This window comes from Gillisia limnaea DSM 15749, assembly GCF_000243235.1.
In the GTDB taxonomy this organism is placed as follows: Bacteria; Bacteroidota; Bacteroidia; order Flavobacteriales; family Flavobacteriaceae; genus Gillisia; species Gillisia limnaea.
Genome location: NZ_JH594606.1, coordinates 2,376,255 through 2,393,336 on the forward strand (window position 1 = coordinate 2,376,255; position 17,082 = coordinate 2,393,336).

The following is a 17,082-nucleotide window of genomic DNA, read 5'->3' on the forward strand; positions in this document are numbered from 1 at the left end:
TTGGTCAGGAAATTTTTTCTTTAAAGTTTTATCGCTTATTTGCGATAGCCTTGTTATACACGAGGGCTTCATGTTATGCTTGATTAAACTCATACGGTAGTTGAATTAGAAACTCAACTGCTCTTTGAAAAGATAAGATTGCCTTCTGGAGATTTCAACTTCTTCTCCGGAATTCATCTCTATTTTTAGTTTTCCGTTAAACCAAGACACAACTTTTTTAACATGATTAATGTTGATTATCTGTTGTCTATTGGCTCTAAAAAACACATCACCTGGTAATTTTTCTTCGACTTGTCCTAACGATTTGTAGATTAATGGTTTGTTATTTTCAAAAAACACACGCGTGTAGTTACCAACAATTTCCAACATAAAAATATCCTGAATTTTAACCAGCCAGCACTTCTCACCATCTTTAATAAATATCTGCTTATCTAAACTTAAAGCAGCCTCATTTTTAGATTCTGATGATAAGCCCTTAGTGCATTTTTCAATTACTTTTTCGATACTTTTAGTAAATCGTTTTTGATTAATAGGCTTCAATAAATAATCGAAAGCATTGTATTCAAAAGACTTAATGGCATATTCATCGAAGGCAGTTGTGAAAATAGTTAGTGGGACATCATCTAACATTTCCAACAACTCAAATCCATTTTTTTCTGGCAAATTAATATCTAGAAATAATAGGTCTGGTTTTGTTTCATTAATCAACTTAAAACCTTCGTCTACGTTTTCTGCTTCACCTAAAAGTTCAATTTCCTTGTGGGCCTTTAAGAGTTCTTTTAACTCATTACGAGCCAATCTAGAATCTTCTATAATAACTGCTTTTAATGATATCATTCTAGTGGGATTTTAATAATGGCAACCACTTGATTTCCGATTTCTTTCAAATTGAAAGTCGCTGCTTCGCCATAAAGTAATTCAAGACGCTGCTTAATGTTTTTCAAGCCTAATTGCGTGCTGTTTTCGCTGGGTTTCAATATTCCAGTATTGGCGACTTCTATGAGCAATTGACTATTCTTTATTTTTGTAGTTAGCGTTACTTTCCCTCCTTCTTTCAAATTAGAGATGCCGTGTTTAATAGCATTTTCTACTAGCATCTGAATAATCATGGGTGGAATTTGGGTGTTTAAAGTTGACTTATCAATGTTTGTTTCGAACTGAAGTCGATCCTCAAATTGAATTTTAGAAATCTCAATATAATTTTTAACCATTTCCAATTCATCTTCTAAAGCAATGGCATTTGCTTCACTTTTTGTGAGTGAATAACGCAATGTTTCAGACAAACTCGTGAGCATATTCCTGGCTCTATTAACATCCTCTAACATCAATCCACGAATATTGTTTAAACTATTAAACATAAAGTGTGGATTAATTTGCCCTTTTAAAGTATTTAGTTGAGATTCCTTTAGGTTGGACTCAAGTTGCAATCTAGCTTCCCTGCCTTTATTTAATTCCATCAAACCTTTTACTGCAACATAGAATCCTGTCCATACAAGAAAATAAATACTATAATTAATGATGAAAAGTAGGTTGCCTTTTAATCCCTGAGATTCATGATCAAAAACATCTGCTCTGTCATAAATAAAATGATAAGTGAATTGAATATATAAGGTATAGGTTATATAAAACAATAAAATTGAACCTAATAATAAACCCAAAATTTTAAGAGCATCTATACCTTTTAAATTATCAAACTGAATAAATCTATTGATCGATCTTTTAAGTTGATGGGTATAAAAGATGGATAGCAAAAAGACGCTTGTGAAATCCATTATAAATTGCCAAATTTCTAGATTTAACCCATTGTCATTAATCCAATAAGCAAAAGCCATAAGACCAGTTATCAAAGACCAGAAAGCTATATTTAGAAGCCAATAAGTTGTTTTTTTTGTAAACACTATATTTTTTGTTAGCTGAAAATCAAACTTAGCATTTTAATATTTACTAGGATTTGCGTCAAGATTATTTTTCAATTGTTAATTCGGAATTTCTTATACTCACAATTCTATCCTCATTTAAAGATATTACAAATCTTAATTTCACCAAATCTGCCTCTTGGAAATTAGGAATAGCATATTCAAGGTGTTTGTTTAAATTTTCAACGTATTCTTCAAAATCAGTAAACTTACAATTCGTTAGCGTAAAGTTATGATAGTCTCCGTAAACTCTATCTGGAAAAGACAAGCCCTTACCATTTATTCCTTTCTTTATAATTGCATGATCGCATTGCTCTCTAAGCACCTTTTTTTTCTAAATATGAGTCTAAAACTACTGTGTCTACAAAAACAAAAGCAATTATAGCTGGTAGTAAAAGGAGTATTTTCTTTTTCATAATTTTAAAACACTTATTCAAGGGCCGCTAAAAGTTCTAAACTCTGTCTAGATTTTGGCTTCTAAAGTTTTTAATTCTTTTTCTGCCTTTATAAAACCTAACATTCCCAATACTGCAGTTATTGTAATAAATATAAGCGCAGCCATTATAGCCTCAAGGCCAGATCCTAAATAAGAAGATAGAAAGGGAGTTAATGATAAAGCCCAAATTGAAATATAAAGAAGTTCGAATTTTTTTCGCTGTGTCACATAAGCTCTAAATTTGGAGATGCTAGAAGTCAATGACATTTGTGTATAGGATTTTTGGTCAATATTTTTTAGAAGCAAGAACTTAAAAATATACACTACCAATACGGCACTTCCTATTACCAAAGAAATTATAACTATCATGTTTTTTTCAGAATAAAACATGAGTATAAATGAAATACATATAAGGAGAATGGATGAGAATTTTGCCATTTTAGAACCCACTATGAGCATTTTGAATTTCTTTAATTGATTCTGAAATGTGTCTTGATTTTTTGCTTTTAAATTTTTCATATGTGTTTTTATTTATTGTTTTTTAGTGGTCCTATGCAATTCGAATATCTTCATTGGTGTTTGTATCGTATAAGCGTTATGCTCATTTCATAATTGCTGGTTTAATTTATTTAACCCGTTACCATTTTAACTATTAACTGGACGATTAAGAATATAATTGCGATCATGTTGGTTTGTTTTTAGTATTAATAGTGTAAACTTAATTTAGTTTTTCTTTCAATAAAATGATTATATGATGAGTGGTAAATGGAGTAGGAGGAACGGAAAACCCAATTGGGTTAAATAAAAAAACCTTTTCAAAATTGCACTAGGGTAGAATATTGAGAGTTTGCAAAATCTGCCTGTTGGTAATTATATTTCATGAGCCGATTATAAATTTTATTCGACTCATAAGTTTTCGGTCTTATAATGGCATTTTACACTGTATTACATATACATAATTAATTTGTTCAATAGACAGAGGTCTTGTTTTTAGCTCGTTTTCTAAATATGATTTCCGTGAATATCATCGGCTAAACTGTAAATTTCCGTAGTATCAAATTATTTCTGATCCTTTCTCGCGATTGAATTTGAAAAAAATGTCAAATAGGTTCCCCCTTATAATAATCCAGTACTTTTACCCTGATTAAATACTCATATTTAGCATTTGCCAGGTTGATTCTGGCGCGGTCAAGATTGTTTTTACTTATTATGAATTCCACAATATTGGAAACTCCATTTGTAAACCTAATCTCGTTTACTTCATAGGATTCCTCATAGGCATCTACCTGATCCTGAAGTATAAAATAGTTTTCATAAGCGGCTTCCATATCATTGTGGGCGCTTTTGATAGCCTGCAAAAATTGGTTCTTAGTATTTTCCAGTTCCAGTTCGGCATCTTCCAATTGAATCTTCTTGAGTTGAACATTCCTTTTAGCCCTAAATCCATTGAAAATGGGAATATCTACAGCGACCCCTACTACGGAGTTTAAATTATTTTCGAACTGGTCACTATATGATATTTTTTCCTCTGCAAATTGACTTTGGTTCGTTATAACGGGGTAGGTTACATCATCTACAGTGATAAATTGCCCGGTTTCAACAATCTGAGTTCCTGTCTCGTTAAATAAACTGGCGACACTGGAATAATTAGTGTTCAATTGTGCAAAAAAGGAAATATCAGGGGCAAACAGCGAACGGGAAACCGCTATATCCTCTTCTGCAGCCTGTATTCTTAATCGCTTGCCTTCAAAAGTTGCCAAATTTTCCAGGGAAGCTTCGTAGGTTTCCTCAGGAGTTAAACGGTATTTTTCCATTTCTGAAGAGGCTTGAAAGTCCTCTATGTCTATTTCCGAATCTACATTTAGTAGTTGAGCCAGTACAAGTTTAGACTGGTAAAGGTTATTTTTTGCATCCACTGCAATAGATTGGTCATTATTCACCTGACCCTTGATATCGGTGTAATCTGCCGGATTGCCCTGCCCTTGTTCATTTAAAATTTTTAATCTATCCGTCTGCTGTTTGGTACTTTCCAGTCGTAACCTGGCCAATTCCAGAAGATCTTGGTTGTTCAAAACCTGAAAATACGCCAGTGTTACCTCAAGAATTAGCTGTTGACGTTCAGCCTCAGCTTCAGCTTCAGAAGCTTTCATGCTAAACCGATCCCTTTGAATGGAATTCCTGAGTTCAAATCCGTTGAAGATCTGCGTATTGAGACTGAGACTAGCATTGCTGAAATTTAATTTTTGGTCGATAAAATCGTTGGTAAAAGGGTCGATGCTCCGGCCATTATTGACTCCATAATTGTACCTTCCATTTAAATTAGGAAGTACTTCAGAACGTGTTCCCCTAAAATTGAGTTCTGCAGTTTCTGCCTGCAAATGTGATCTTTTTAAATTGATATTATTCTTTAGTGCGATCTCGATACTTTCCTTCAGCGAAAGTTTTTCCGAAGGGATATCCTGGGAGTAAAGCTGAATGGAAAGTAGAAATGATGTAATGATGATGAATGTTCTCAAAATTGAAATTTTTATGATTTTTGAATGCTTCCGTCAAGAAGATTGATAATTCTAGAGCCATAAGCCGCATTGCTTTCAGAATGGGAGGCCTGGATAATTGTAACCCCTTCCTGGTTCAATTCTTTGAAAAGCTGCATGATCTCATCGCTTTGCTTGGAATTAAGATTTCCGGTAGGTTCATCGGCAAGAATGAGCTTCGGCTTAATGATCAGGGCCCTTGCAATACCAACAAGTTGCTGCTGTCCGCCGCTTAACTGATGCGGGAAAAGATCTTTTTTGCCCACTATATTAAAGCGGTCAAGAATATCGGCTACCAAAGCTTTTCTTTCTGAACTTTTCACGTTCTTATACAGCAGCGGAGTTTCAATATTTTCATACACAGTTAGATCATCCAGCAGATGATAAGCCTGAAAAATAAAACCGATGTTCTCGTTGAAAATCTCTGTTCTTTTCTTTGATTTCAAAAGGTGAATAGGTTCGTTTTCAAAGAAGTATTCCCCTTGGTCAAAATCGTCCAGCATGGCGATGACATTGAGCAAAGTGGATTTTCCCGAACCTGAAGGCCCCATAATGGATAGGAATTCTCCTTCTTCAATATCCAGATTTAGATTGTTCAGTAGAATAATTCGTCGTCCACCTGATTTTACCCATTTACTGACTTGATTTAGTTTTAGCATTTTGATTTTTGATTTTTGATTGATTTTTTTAGTTATAAAATTTTATTAGATTTTCAGTCGATTTTTCGAACTACGGTTTCTCCTATGTTCAGGCCTTTTTTCACTTCCGCGTTTCCTTTATATTGAATAGCAGCCTCCCCGAAAGCCGAAACTTTAAGTTCTTCTGAAACATTGACCACAATATGGTTGTTACCGTAAGCCGCAATTTTGGTTTTTGTAGATGGTAGATTAATCGCATTTACCTCGCTCTTTCCGTAACAGCGATAACGCTGGAAATCTACATTTCCAGCCTTGATTTCCAGGTAGCTTTCCCCATAGATCGCTACTTTCAATTCTTTAGCAATGATACTTTCGAAATACACCTTTGGCGAACCATAAATGTCCAGGTCAAAATCTTCAGTATTAATCGCATCTTCAAAATTGATCACTTCTTCACCTCGAATTTCAACCTCTTCCAGATTTTTGTAATAAACAATAATGCTCACTTCGGTTCCATTATAAATTGGGCGATCGCGTTCCATTCCGTCTATCACAACTTCCTCCTCTTTTGTGACCACTTTCGCATCCTTCAGGTAAATATGAAGCGTTTTCTTATCGATTTCCACATTGATTTTTTCCCTAGCTACTTTCGATCTTTCAATCACCACCGATTCTTTATCAGATTGTTTGAAAACAACCTCAATATATGGGCTGATGATTACTTCCCTGAACGGAGAAACTTCGATGCTTTCAGATTGCGCATTGGAAAAATTGAAGCTTAGCAAGCTTAATACAAAAGCGATAAGCAATTTGTTCTGAGTTAATATTGACTTTTTCATAGTTGTAATTTTATTCTGTTTTTAAACTTTTTATAGGGTTTACGCTGGCCGCCTTATAGCTTTTAATGCTGATGGTTAAAAATGCAATTCCTATGGTAATACCTGCGGCCAGGAGGTAAAGCCACCAGTGAATTTCGGTGCGATAGGCAAAATCCTGTAACCATTTGTTCATTAAATAATAACTGAGCGGAAAGGCGATTAAAAATGATATTCCTACAAGCTTTAGAAAATCTTTCGAAAGCAGTGCAACGATCTGGGTTGCTGAAGAACCCAGCACTTTTCTAATCCCAATTTCCTTAAAACGCTGCTCCGCAGTAAAGGTCACCAAGCCAAATAGTCCTAAGCAGGCGACAATAATGGTGAGAATGGCGAAAAGGCTGAGGATAGTTCCCATTTTTCGTTCTTTTAAATAGGTGTAATTGTAGGAGTCGTCCAAAATACTATAATCAAAACCTTCTTTTACATTGTATGCATTCCAACGATTATTGAGGTTTTCAATAAGCCCTGACATATCGGCAACTTTGGAGCGAATGATGATACCGCCGTATGGATTGTATTTTAAAATAAGGGGTTCAATTTCCTGGTGTAGCGATTTAAAATTGAAGTTTTTAATAACGCCAATCACCGTCATTGTTTTTAGCCCATCATGCGTATCACGTTGAAAAGATTTTCCAATAGGATTTTTGTTGAAGCCTAGAATTTCCACGGCTTTTTGGTTGAGAATTACTTTATCCGACTCAGCTCCAAAATCTTCTGAAAAATTTCGGCCTTCCAATACTTTCATGCCCATGGTGGGAATATAATTTTCATCTACATTATAAAATGACATTCTGCGTTGAAACTCGTTGTTTTTGAAGATGCCTCCAACCTCGTTATCACTTTCGCCCGCTGGAACAAATGCTGAATGCGTTACATTTTCCACCAGTGGATTATTTTTAATCTCGTCTATAAAATTATCTTCATTATTGCCCAGCAAATATGAGCTTCTAACCACCAAAAGCTGATCCTTCTCATAGCCTAACTCTTTATTTTGAATAAAATTCATCTGCTCTTTTACTACCAGGGTTGAGAGAATAAGTCCTGCTGAAATCACAAATTGAAAAATTACGAGTCCGCTTCTAATACCGGAGTTTTTTCCGCTACCAGAAAATTTAGATTTTAAAGCACTTAAAGGATTGAAAGAGGAAAGGTAAAATGCCGGATATCCACCAGCAAGAAAACCAATAATAAGTATAAGGCTAAAAATAGCCAATATCACTTCTGGAGAAAGCAAGTATTGAAAATTCAAATCTTTCCCTGCCAATTGATTGAAAAATGGAAGCGCCAGCGACACTATGATAACAGCCAGAAAAGCTGCAAGGAAGGTAGCGATAAACGATTCTGCCAGAAACTGGTAAATAAGTTGCTTTTTATTAGAGCCAAGCACTTTCCTGATGCCTACTTCCTTCGCCCTTTTTGAAGCTGAAGCCGTCGCCAGGTTCATAAAATTAATACAGGCAATAACCAGCATAAAGATCGCCACCGCACTAAAAATATAGACATATTTAATATCGCCGCCTTGTTCCAGGGTGGTCGAATCAGAAAAATCGGAATGCAAATGAATATCTGTAAGCGGCTGCAGGAAAAGTCCAATTTCATTCTCTTTGGTGAATTCAGTAAAAGTCATCCCCAAAGCTTCTTTCAATTGCGGGCCCATATATTTTTCAGAAATAGCCGGAAGCTTTGATTCAACAACATCGATATCTACATCTTTTTTCAAAACTAAATAGGTGAAAAAATCAGATTCCATCCAGGTTGTCTTTTTTGCCTGTGCATATCCCAATGTGGAAACGAGGAGATCAAAATGAAAATGCGAGTTTTTGGGCATATCCTCCATCACACCAGTAACTAAAAGATTTTCATCCCTATTAGTTACCTTCAGCGTTTTACCTATGGGATCTGTATTTCCGAAGGTGTTTTCAGCGAAAGATTTGGAGATGACTACGGTATTAGGTTTATCCAGCGGCTCAGTTTTAGCACCCTGAACAATTGGAAAGGTGAATACCTCAAAGAAATTAGGATCTACATAAGCCAGGCTGCTCTGGCCATAATAAGCACCGTCAAATTCTATACGATTATTAAATGATTTTGCCAATCTGGTTGATTGGGTAACTTCGGGAAGATCATTTTTGAGGACTTGTGCAACGGGAGCCATCACTACGGCTTCTTTTATTTCCTCTCCATTAACATTCGCCTGGAAAATCACCCGAACAATCCTGTCTGCTTTTTCATTAAAACGATCGTAGCTCAATTCATCTGTCACAAAAAGGAGGATCAATAAGCAGGAAGCGATGCCAATAGCTAAACCTGCAATATTGATAGAAAAAATGCCTTTGTTCTTGATGATATTTCTCCAGCCGGTTTTTAGATAGTTTTTGATCATGACTTTAAGTTTTAAATTCCAGTTGAGTTACATAATTATTTTGAAGCTGATTTGTTGTAAATTTAAGTTTGTATAAAAAGCAAAAGTTATGGAACGTATTGAAATTGAAGTTGCCGATGAGACCGCCAAAAAGTGGAGAAAAGTTCCCATGAAGGTTCGTCAGCACCTTGAAAAATCTTTTGATGAACAGATTCAAAACATTTTCGATAAGAACAAGCATCTCAAATTTGAAATACTTCTCAATAAAATAAGTGATGAGGCTCAGGCAAATGGACTTACCGAAGAAATCCTTCAGGAAATCCTGAACGAAAACGAGTGATGTTTTTGTTTTTGACACTAATGTACTTTTCAGTGCGCTGTTGTTCAAAAAGTCCAAACCAGCATTGGCATATGATAAAGCATAAGAATTTTGCCAAATGGTTACAAGCGAAGCTACCCATTCAGAATTTTGCCAGGTTTTTCTACGTCCTAAATTTGATAAATACATTGCTTTGAACGGAAGGCAATTATTACTTGATACAATTTCTAAGAATCTCGTTTTTACAAAAATTAAAAAACCTGTCAACGCCTGCCGCGATCCTAAAGACGATAAGTTCCTTGAACTTGCCCTGGCCGCAAAGGCTTCCTGCATCATCACTGGTGATGAAGATTTGCTTGTTTTAAATCCATTTAGAAAAATTCCCATTTTAAATGCTTCCAATTTTTTGGTTCAGTTTTAATTTTCTTTAAGACCTAACAGGTTTCAAAAACCTGTTAGGTCTTGTTGTTATTTATTCGGTTCTTAAAATTTTTCCTGGGTTTGTTCTGGCTGCCTTAATAGTTTGGAAGCTAATGGTAGCTATTGCTATAATAATTGCAAAAAGGATAGCTCCACCAAAAATCCACCAGCTTGGTGTGATGCGGTAATAATAATCCTGTAACCATTTATCCATCAAAATCCAGATGATAGGTGACGCAAAAATTCCAGCCATCACAATAATTTTTAAAAAATCCATAGAAAGAACTTTAGTAATTCTAAATACCGAGGCTCCCAAGATTTTTCGGATTCCTATTTCTTTAATTCTGGATTCTATTACATAAGTAACCAATCCGAAAAGTCCAATGCAGGATAAAAAAATTATGAGACCACTAAATAGCTGGAATAAGCTTTGGAGTTTTCGATCCTTTTCATATTGCTTCGCCAAAGTATCTTCGACCCAGGAAAACTTGAATATTTTTCCCGGATAAAAAGAAGAATATATTTTTTGAATTTGATTTATTACTCCTTGCCTGTTTTTAGAATTTGTGCGCACCAGCATATTTCCCATTTCAGAATTATTGTCTGCCCTAATAATTGTGGGATTCAAAGGGTTTTTGAGAGATTGGTTGTTAAAATCGGCTATAATTCCAACCGGAATTGCATCTATAACAGTATTTCGCTTATTCAGTTCTTTAATGCCTAAGACTTTGGCCGTATGTTGTGTGATTAGAACGGGTAGTTGCGCCTGTATTTTTTCTATTTCATTCCAATCATTTTGGGCAGGATCATAATTTGGGGAATCGCTTGATTGGTTAAGATATCTTCCTTCTAAAAGCTGTATGTCCAATGTGGAAACAAAACTTGAATCGGCATCTATATACCAGATTTCTATATCCTTAGCAGGATTTTCAGGATTCGGACGTGACCTTTGCATATTACCGCCCCCAGATGTGGGGTACCAACTACTGATACTAGAATTTTTTACTCCAGCAATTTTATTTACTTCCTCCTTAAAGGCATTGGCTTTGGTTCCCCATTCTGTAAAATCTATGTTTAGAAGATTATCCTTATCATAACCAAGATCTTTTTGATCTATATAATTCAATTGATTATTCACAATTATGGTAGCTATAAGTAAGGCTATAGCCATAGAGAACTGTACAGCTACCAAAATTTTCCTTAAGACTCCAGAGTCACCAGATGTGGTTGATTTTTGGTTTAATATGCTAATAGGTTTAGGTTTTGAAAGTAAGATTGCAGGATAAATGCCGGTAAACAGGCTCACCAAAATCACTCCGCCTATTGAGAAACCAAATATTACCAGATTATTTGTAAGGGTCATTTGAAGATCAAACCCCAGAAAATTTTCAAGGATTGGCAATCCGGTCTTAAAAAGTAATATGGAAAGAAGAAAGCTTAACCCGAAATAAAGAAGAGCTTCTGTAAGGAATAATTGGATGAGTGATTTTTTATCTGCTCCAAGTACCTTTCTCACACCGGTTTCTTTCATTCGGCGAAGAGCCCTTGCCGTACTTAAGTTTACAAAATTTATACATCCTATTAATAGCAATATCAAAGCTATTCCAGAAAATATGTAAACGTCTCTAATTTTACCTTTTATTTCCTGTCCCTGTGCAAAATCAGATTTTAAATAAATATCAGTAACGGGTTGTAATTTATAGATGTCGGAATTATACGGAGTGAGGCTATTAAACCAATTATTTACTTTTATTAATAATTTATCATTGTCAGTACCGGGTTTCAACAAAATATACTGACTGGCGAATTGACCAAATCCCGAAGTTGATAATTGTATTTCTTTATACTGTTTTATAACAATAACATCACTTCTTAAATGAGTGTTGGTAGGAATATTTTTAATTACCCCCGTAATTATGAACTTTTCATTTTCACCGAAAATCGGAACATTTTCTACCAGTTCACCAATAGGATTGGTATTAGGAAAAAAACGTTCTTTAATTTTTTCTGAAATGATTAAGTTGGTATACCCTTCCCTGAAATTTTTTGGGTTCCCATCTACGATTTGAAAATCCAGAATGTTCCATAGATCCTTTTCTCCTGTTAAAGCATTGAATTGAAAGGGCTGTTGATTTTTATCAAATTTGAACCACATCTCACTGTTATCAAATCGGCTGGATGCTTCAACTTCAGGAAACGTGTTTTTCATAGCATCTCCAAATCCCACCAAACAACTGGAATATTGTCTACCGGTTATGGAATCTGTTCTTAAGATCCTAAATATATTTTCGGCTTTATCCCAATTCCTATCGTAATTCAACTCGTTTATAACCATAGTCCCAATTAAAAGACACGCGGCAATACCAATAGTAAGACTTATGATATTGACAAAGGAATACACCTTGTTCTTGAAAAGATTCCTCCAGGCTATTTTGATATAATTCCTGATCATGATACAATCCGTTTTTTAATTTGCTGCTTATTTTTCATTCCCTTTTAACTCTCCCCCTTCGGGGGAGATGCCCGTTAGGGCAGAGGGGGCTATGGCCTTTTACTCCGTTCTTAAACTTTTTACCGGGTTAGCAAGGGCAGCTTTGATGGCCTGAAAGCTTACCGTGACCAAGGCGATACCCAAAGCCAATATCCCGGCAACCACAAATGCCCACCAGGGGATATTAATCCTATACGCAAAATCCTGCAACCAATGGTTCATGAAGAGCCAGGCGATAGGCGATGCCACTACCAATGCGATGATGACCAGGCGCAAAAAATCCTTAGAAAGCAGTTTTACAATTCCGCTCACCCTTGCGCCCAATATTTTTCGGATCCCAATTTCTTTGGTGCGCTGCTGTGCGGTAAAAGCAACGAGACCGAAAAGTCCAAGACAGGCAACAAAAATGGACAATGCTGTAAGAAGGCCAAACAATGATGCCAATTGCCGTTCAGATTGATAGGCAGCGTTCAGGTCATCGTTCAGAAATGAGTATTCAAAAGGAACAACTTGCTGATAATTTTTCCATTTGTTTTCAATGGTGGCGATAAGTTTTTTCGTATCACCAGATATATACTTGAGCGTGATGAAAGAAACTCCTGTATCATAACTTTTCGATGTTTTTGAAAATAGCGCAAAAGGTAAGATCGAACTGTGCAGGAATTCCAAATGAAAATCCTTTACAACACCTATTACCGTATAATATTCCATATTTCCCCCTGGATAACGTATTTTTTGCCCTATGGGATTTTCCCAACCAATCTGTTTGGCCGCAGCGGCATTGATTACCACCGAGAGGGAATCGTTAAAACGGGCATCAAACCCACGACCCTTCTCAATATCTATGTTCAATGTGGGTATAAAATGATCATCCACCAAATAGGAACTCAAACTGATATCCTTGGCGACCGGACGATCGGTTTCGGTGGTTTGTGGCACATAAAAATCCCCAAAAGAGCCTTTCGTGAATATACCTGTAGAGCTGGTGGCATTTATAACATTAGGAAGTGCAGCGATTTCCTGCCTGAAACTTTCGACTCCGGCATCCAACTTTTCGGTATTGTTTATAATCAGAACATTTTCCTTGTCATACCCCAGATTGCGCTGTTGGGTATATCTTAGTTGTGTGAAGACCACAATTGTCGAGATGACCATCACAATGGCAATGACAAACTGAAATACAATCAGGCCATTTCGCAAGAAACCGGTTTTCATGGATGAAACTGAACCTTTGAGAACAGTAATTGGTTTAAATGCAGTAAGGTAGAATGCAGGATAAATACCGGCCAGAAAAGCGGTAAGCACGGTGAGGCCGAGAAGGATCAACCAAATTCCGTTGCTGAATATCGAATAAAATGAAATAGTTTTCCCCGAAAGGGAATTAAAAAACGGAAGGATCCAAGCTACCAGTAAAACTGCAAAAAGAGCAGAAATAATAGTGTATAAAAAAGCTTCCGCCAAAAATTGCCTGATAAGCTGGCCCCGCTGCGAACCTAAAACTTTTCGAATACCTATTTCCTTGCAACGTTTGTTTGCCTGGGCCGTAGCCAAATTTGTAAAGTTGACACATGCCAAAACGATAATAAAAAAGGCGATCAGTCCGAAAATATAAATGTTCTGAATATCGCCCTGATCTGAAATCGCCGAAACAATTTCCCCGGAGCGCAAATGTATATCGTTTAGGGGCTGTAAATGGATGTCCCAATAATTACCATTTTTTTGAAACTGCTCATACGGCTGTCCGATTCTCTCAAAGGCACTTGCAGCCTGGGTTTTGAGCATTTCAGGAAATTTGGATTCCAGGTTTGCAAGGACGTCGGGATCTTTTGCAGCTTGATCGGTCAGTTTTACATAAGTGGCCATATTGAGCCAAACCCAACTCCAGTTAAAATATGCAACTTCATCAAAGTTTTGAACCGGCATCAGGATATCAAATTTTACTGTGGCTTGCAGCTTGGTCAGGTCTTCTAGCACGCCGGTCACTTTTAGTGGCTGTTTGTCTTTTCCGTAATAGAGGATTTCGCCCATGGGATCCTTTTTTCCGAAGTATTTCTCCGCGATTTGGGGTGTGATAACAATGCTATTGGCCTGTTGTAAGCAGGTTTTCGGATCGCCTTTTGCCAATGGATAGGTAAGAAATTCTAAGAAATTGGGATCTACAGCATAAATATCGGTCTCATTAAAAAGATGCTGACCATCAATTGTTTTGGATTCAATTACATCAGCATTGGGACGATAAATTCTGGTATAGCTTTCCACTTCAGGAAAATTATCTACCAAAGCTGCGCCGGCAGGCGGTGGGGTATAGCCGGCATAGAAGGAATTATCGCCCATTTTCCCATCAATATTTACCCTGTAGATCTGCCCGGAATCCTCAAAAAATTTATCATAATCCAGTTCATCCTGAATCCAAATTAGGATAAGGATCCCCACGCCCAGGCCTATGGTTAACCCAATAATGCTAATGGCTGCATAGAAATTATTCTTAAGCAGGTTCCGCCAGGCGATTTTGAAATAATTTCTGATCATGATACTATCCGTTTTTTGATTTACTCCTTATTTTTTATTCTCTTTTAATTCTCCCCCTTCGGGGGAGATGCCCGGTAGGGCAGAGGGGGATCGGGGGCCTTTATTCAGTTCTTAAACTTTTTACGGGGTTCTGAATAGCGGCCCTTATTGTTCTAAAACTGATGGTGAAAATGGCAATTCCAATAGCAAGAATCCCCGCAAACAGGAAAATCCAGATATTCAGCTCCATTCGGTAGGGATAATTCTTTAACCATTCTTCACTGAAATACCAGGCAATAGGGGTCGCAATCAAAAATGCAATGCCAACGAGCTTTAAAAAATCTGAAGTGAGCATCACGGTAATCTTTCCAACACTGGCGCCTACTATTTTTCGGATTCCTATTTCTTTCCGGCGTTGGGATACAACCAGCAGGGAAATTGCGAAAAGTCCCACGCAGCTTAAGATGATGGCAATCACAGATCCACTGGTGATCATCGTGGTCATATTTCGCTCTTTTTCCAGGGTGCGGTTTATATTTTCATCAAGAAAAGAACCTAAAAATTCAGCGTTTGGTTCTATCTTATTCCAGGCCAGTTTTACTTCATTAAAAGAACCGTTTAGGTTTTGAGGGGCTACTTTTACATAGCCGTATCGTAAATTCCACTTTGGTTTCAGGAAAATCGTGAGGGGTTCAATTTCTTTGTCGAGTGACTGAAAATTATAATCTTTCACCACTCCAATTACCGAATGCTGAAGACTGTCATCTATATTAATACTAGCACTCAAGATTTCCTTTTCATTCAACTCTTTGGCCATAGCTTCGTTAATAATAACAGCAAGCGAATCAGAAGGACGGGAATGGTCAAAACCCCTGCCTTTAATAAATTCCAGGTCCACTGTTTCGGGATACTCATAATCCACCATAAGGATATTGGTTTTTACCACTCTTCCCTTGTGTCCAAATCCTATAATACTGGTAGTAGTGCTATGGTCTTTTCCAATTCCCAGAATATTATTACTGGCGCTTATATTTATAATATTGGTTTTGTTCTGAAGTTCATTCCGAAGCAATTGCATAGTGCGGAAATCATCTTTTTTTCCATTCAGCGGAAAAGAGATGACCTGTTCTTTATTAAAACCGAGATCTTTATTTCGCATAAACTGAAGCTGATTCCAGAGTACAAGCGTGCCGCTAATCAGAAGTATTGCAATGCTAAACTGAATTACGATCAACGTATTCCTTACCCGGTTGCCACCATTTAAATTGATTTTTCCTTTCAGCGCTTTTAAAGTTCCAAGCTTGCTGAGCAACAATGCTGGATATCCGCCAGCGATAAAGGTGATAATCGCAACTGCCGATATGAAACTGAAAATATTCCAGAAACTGATAACATTTTCAAACGAAGCACGAGTATTAAAAAGCGTTTGAAAAGGCTCCATCAGCAATTTTCCCAGGAGTAAGCCCAATGATATTGCACCTATGAAAACAAGGATGCTTTCGCCCCAGAACTGGAAGAACAACTGGGTTTTCCCGGCTCCAAGTGTCTTGCGCATACCAATCTCCCGCAATCGCTGTGAACTTTTCGCAATGTTCATATTGATAAAATTCACACTGGCAATGAACAAGATCAAAAAAGCGATTCCCAGGATTAGGTATGGATAAGTTCTGTTTACGTTTACTTCACCATTTCCAATTTTCGCAAAATTCAAATCCTTAACCGATAGAAGTCGCTGCTGAATATGTTGGCCTTCCTTACCGGGTTGCGCACCATCCCTTTTGGCATTGCTAATATCATTGGCATAATGGAGAGTTGAAAATTCGCGGGTAGAATTTTCAAATTGAGCGGGAGAGATCCCTTCTGCCAGTTGCATATAAACTTCGTGGTTGGAATTATCCCATCTGCCAACATTCCTTCCATAAGCGTGTTCATTCTGACTTTTAAAATTCAGAGCAATAGCGAATTCAATATTACTTTCTACAGGAAGATCCTTAATGATGGAGGTTACGGTAAATGGAACTTCCTGTCCATCAATAAATATATTTACAGATTTTCCGAGAGCAGCTTCGTCGCCAAAAAGTATTTTTGCTGCTTTTTCGGTAAGTGCAACTTCAGATTTACCTGAAACTGGATTTTTATCTCCTTTTAATACCGGAAAAGTGAAAATTGAAAAGAATTCAGGATCTACAAAAGCCGATTGCAAATGAACCTGATTTTCGCCTATACTTACCAGAACGCCACCGCCGTTGAAACGGGTGATTTTTTCCACTCCCGGAACTTCCTCTTTTAACGCACTAGCAAATGGCACCGGATTCGCTATTCCTGCTTCCGGCCCTTTTGGGGTATATTCTGTATGGTAAACCTGAAAGATGTTATCTGCATTTTCGTGAAACTTATTGAAGGAAAGCTCAAAAAGCGAATAGATGGAAAGCAAGATTGCTGCTCCAAATGCAACTGAAAGTCCGAAGACATTGAGGAAAGTAAAGGTTTTCTCTTTCCAGAGACTTCGCCAGGCGATTTTTAAGTAATTCCGTATCATGTTTTAAAAGTTAATTGTTAACCTTATTCGTTTTTTATTTA

The 17,082-nt window shown here is 36.9% G+C and carries 13 protein-coding genes; 2 read left to right on the forward strand and 11 right to left on the reverse strand.

Features of this window, described 5'->3' with window-relative positions; all coding sequences use genetic code 11:
- Nucleotides 1-105: 105 nt before the first annotated feature.
- From GILLI_RS12425 to GILLI_RS12460, 8 genes are all read right to left on the reverse strand, one after another.
- Nucleotides 106-837: a LytR/AlgR family response regulator transcription factor gene (locus tag GILLI_RS12425; protein WP_006989464.1), complete on the reverse strand. Its 732-nt coding sequence runs from the start codon at nt 835-837 to the stop codon at nt 106-108.
- Complete coding sequence (locus GILLI_RS12430) at nt 834-1,832, reverse strand: sensor histidine kinase (protein ID WP_156798733.1); 999 nt, start codon at nt 1,830-1,832, stop codon at nt 834-836. The genes GILLI_RS12425 and GILLI_RS12430 overlap by 4 nt, the downstream gene beginning before the upstream one ends.
- A gap of 130 nt (nt 1,833-1,962) precedes the next feature.
- On the reverse strand, nt 1,963-2,241 hold the full coding sequence (locus GILLI_RS12435) for a hypothetical protein (RefSeq protein ID WP_006989466.1): 279 nt from the start codon (nt 2,239-2,241) through the stop codon (nt 1,963-1,965).
- 138 nt (nt 2,242-2,379) lie between these two features.
- Nucleotides 2,380-2,871: a hypothetical protein gene (locus GILLI_RS12440; RefSeq protein WP_006989467.1), complete on the reverse strand. Its 492-nt coding sequence runs from the start codon at nt 2,869-2,871 to the stop codon at nt 2,380-2,382.
- A 581-nt stretch (nt 2,872-3,452) separates the two neighbouring features.
- Nucleotides 3,453-4,868, reverse strand: coding sequence for a TolC family protein (locus tag GILLI_RS12445; protein ID WP_006989468.1), 1,416 nt, complete (start codon nt 4,866-4,868; stop codon nt 3,453-3,455).
- A gap of 11 nt (nt 4,869-4,879) precedes the next feature.
- On the reverse strand, nt 4,880-5,545 hold the full coding sequence (locus GILLI_RS12450) for an ABC transporter ATP-binding protein (RefSeq protein ID WP_006989469.1): 666 nt from the start codon (nt 5,543-5,545) through the stop codon (nt 4,880-4,882).
- Nucleotides 5,546-5,598: 53 nt separating this feature from the next.
- The gene (locus GILLI_RS12455) at nt 5,599-6,363 is read right to left on the reverse strand and encodes a head GIN domain-containing protein (RefSeq protein WP_006989470.1); all 765 of its coding nucleotides are present in this window, start codon (nt 6,361-6,363) and stop codon (nt 5,599-5,601) included.
- A gap of 10 nt (nt 6,364-6,373) precedes the next feature.
- The gene (locus tag GILLI_RS12460) at nt 6,374-8,785 is read right to left on the reverse strand and encodes an ABC transporter permease (protein WP_006989471.1); all 2,412 of its coding nucleotides are present in this window, start codon (nt 8,783-8,785) and stop codon (nt 6,374-6,376) included.
- 88 nt (nt 8,786-8,873) lie between these two features.
- Between GILLI_RS12460 and GILLI_RS12465 the strand changes: the two genes are divergently transcribed.
- Both GILLI_RS12465 and GILLI_RS12470 read left to right on the forward strand, forming a co-directional pair.
- Complete coding sequence (locus GILLI_RS12465; RefSeq protein WP_006989472.1) at nt 8,874-9,104, forward strand: hypothetical protein; 231 nt, start codon at nt 8,874-8,876, stop codon at nt 9,102-9,104.
- A gap of 97 nt (nt 9,105-9,201) precedes the next feature.
- Nucleotides 9,202-9,504, forward strand: coding sequence for a putative toxin-antitoxin system toxin component, PIN family (locus GILLI_RS12470; RefSeq protein WP_217179256.1), 303 nt, complete (start codon nt 9,202-9,204; stop codon nt 9,502-9,504).
- 51 nt (nt 9,505-9,555) lie between these two features.
- On the opposite strand, the gene GILLI_RS12475 is transcribed toward GILLI_RS12470, so the two are convergent.
- From GILLI_RS12475 to GILLI_RS12485, 3 genes are all read right to left on the reverse strand, one after another.
- Nucleotides 9,556-11,955: an ABC transporter permease gene (locus tag GILLI_RS12475; RefSeq protein WP_006989473.1), complete on the reverse strand. Its 2,400-nt coding sequence runs from the start codon at nt 11,953-11,955 to the stop codon at nt 9,556-9,558.
- Between the two features lie 99 nt (nt 11,956-12,054).
- Entirely contained in the window at nt 12,055-14,523 is a 2,469-nt protein-coding gene (locus GILLI_RS12480) for an ABC transporter permease (RefSeq protein WP_006989474.1), read from the reverse strand.
- A 100-nt stretch (nt 14,524-14,623) separates the two neighbouring features.
- On the reverse strand, nt 14,624-17,041 hold the full coding sequence (locus tag GILLI_RS12485; protein WP_006989475.1) for an FtsX-like permease family protein: 2,418 nt from the start codon (nt 17,039-17,041) through the stop codon (nt 14,624-14,626).
- Between the last annotated feature and the right edge of the window lie 41 nt (nt 17,042-17,082).

Bases quoted from the DNA above. Each gene is read 5' to 3' on its own strand.
- GILLI_RS12470 (WP_217179256.1), top strand. From the start codon at position 9,202: ATGGTTACAAGCGAAGCTACCCATTCAGAATTTTGCCAGGTTTTTCTA.
- GILLI_RS12455 (WP_006989470.1), bottom strand. From the start codon at position 6,363: ATGAAAAAGTCAATATTAACTCAGAACAAATTGCTTATCGCTTTTGTA.
- GILLI_RS12430 (WP_156798733.1), bottom strand. From the start codon at position 1,832: ATGGCTTTTGCTTATTGGATTAATGACAATGGGTTAAATCTAGAAATT.
- GILLI_RS12475 (WP_006989473.1), bottom strand. From the start codon at position 11,955: ATGATCAGGAATTATATCAAAATAGCCTGGAGGAATCTTTTCAAGAAC.
- GILLI_RS12440 (WP_006989467.1), bottom strand. From the start codon at position 2,871: ATGAAAAATTTAAAAGCAAAAAATCAAGACACATTTCAGAATCAATTA.
- GILLI_RS12480 (WP_006989474.1), bottom strand. From the start codon at position 14,523: ATGATCAGAAATTATTTCAAAATCGCCTGGCGGAACCTGCTTAAGAAT.
- GILLI_RS12465 (WP_006989472.1), top strand. From the start codon at position 8,874: ATGGAACGTATTGAAATTGAAGTTGCCGATGAGACCGCCAAAAAGTGG.
- GILLI_RS12485 (WP_006989475.1), bottom strand. From the start codon at position 17,041: ATGATACGGAATTACTTAAAAATCGCCTGGCGAAGTCTCTGGAAAGAG.
- GILLI_RS12460 (WP_006989471.1), bottom strand. From the start codon at position 8,785: ATGATCAAAAACTATCTAAAAACCGGCTGGAGAAATATCATCAAGAAC.
- GILLI_RS12450 (WP_006989469.1), bottom strand. From the start codon at position 5,545: ATGCTAAAACTAAATCAAGTCAGTAAATGGGTAAAATCAGGTGGACGA.
- GILLI_RS12425 (WP_006989464.1), bottom strand. From the start codon at position 837: ATGATATCATTAAAAGCAGTTATTATAGAAGATTCTAGATTGGCTCGT.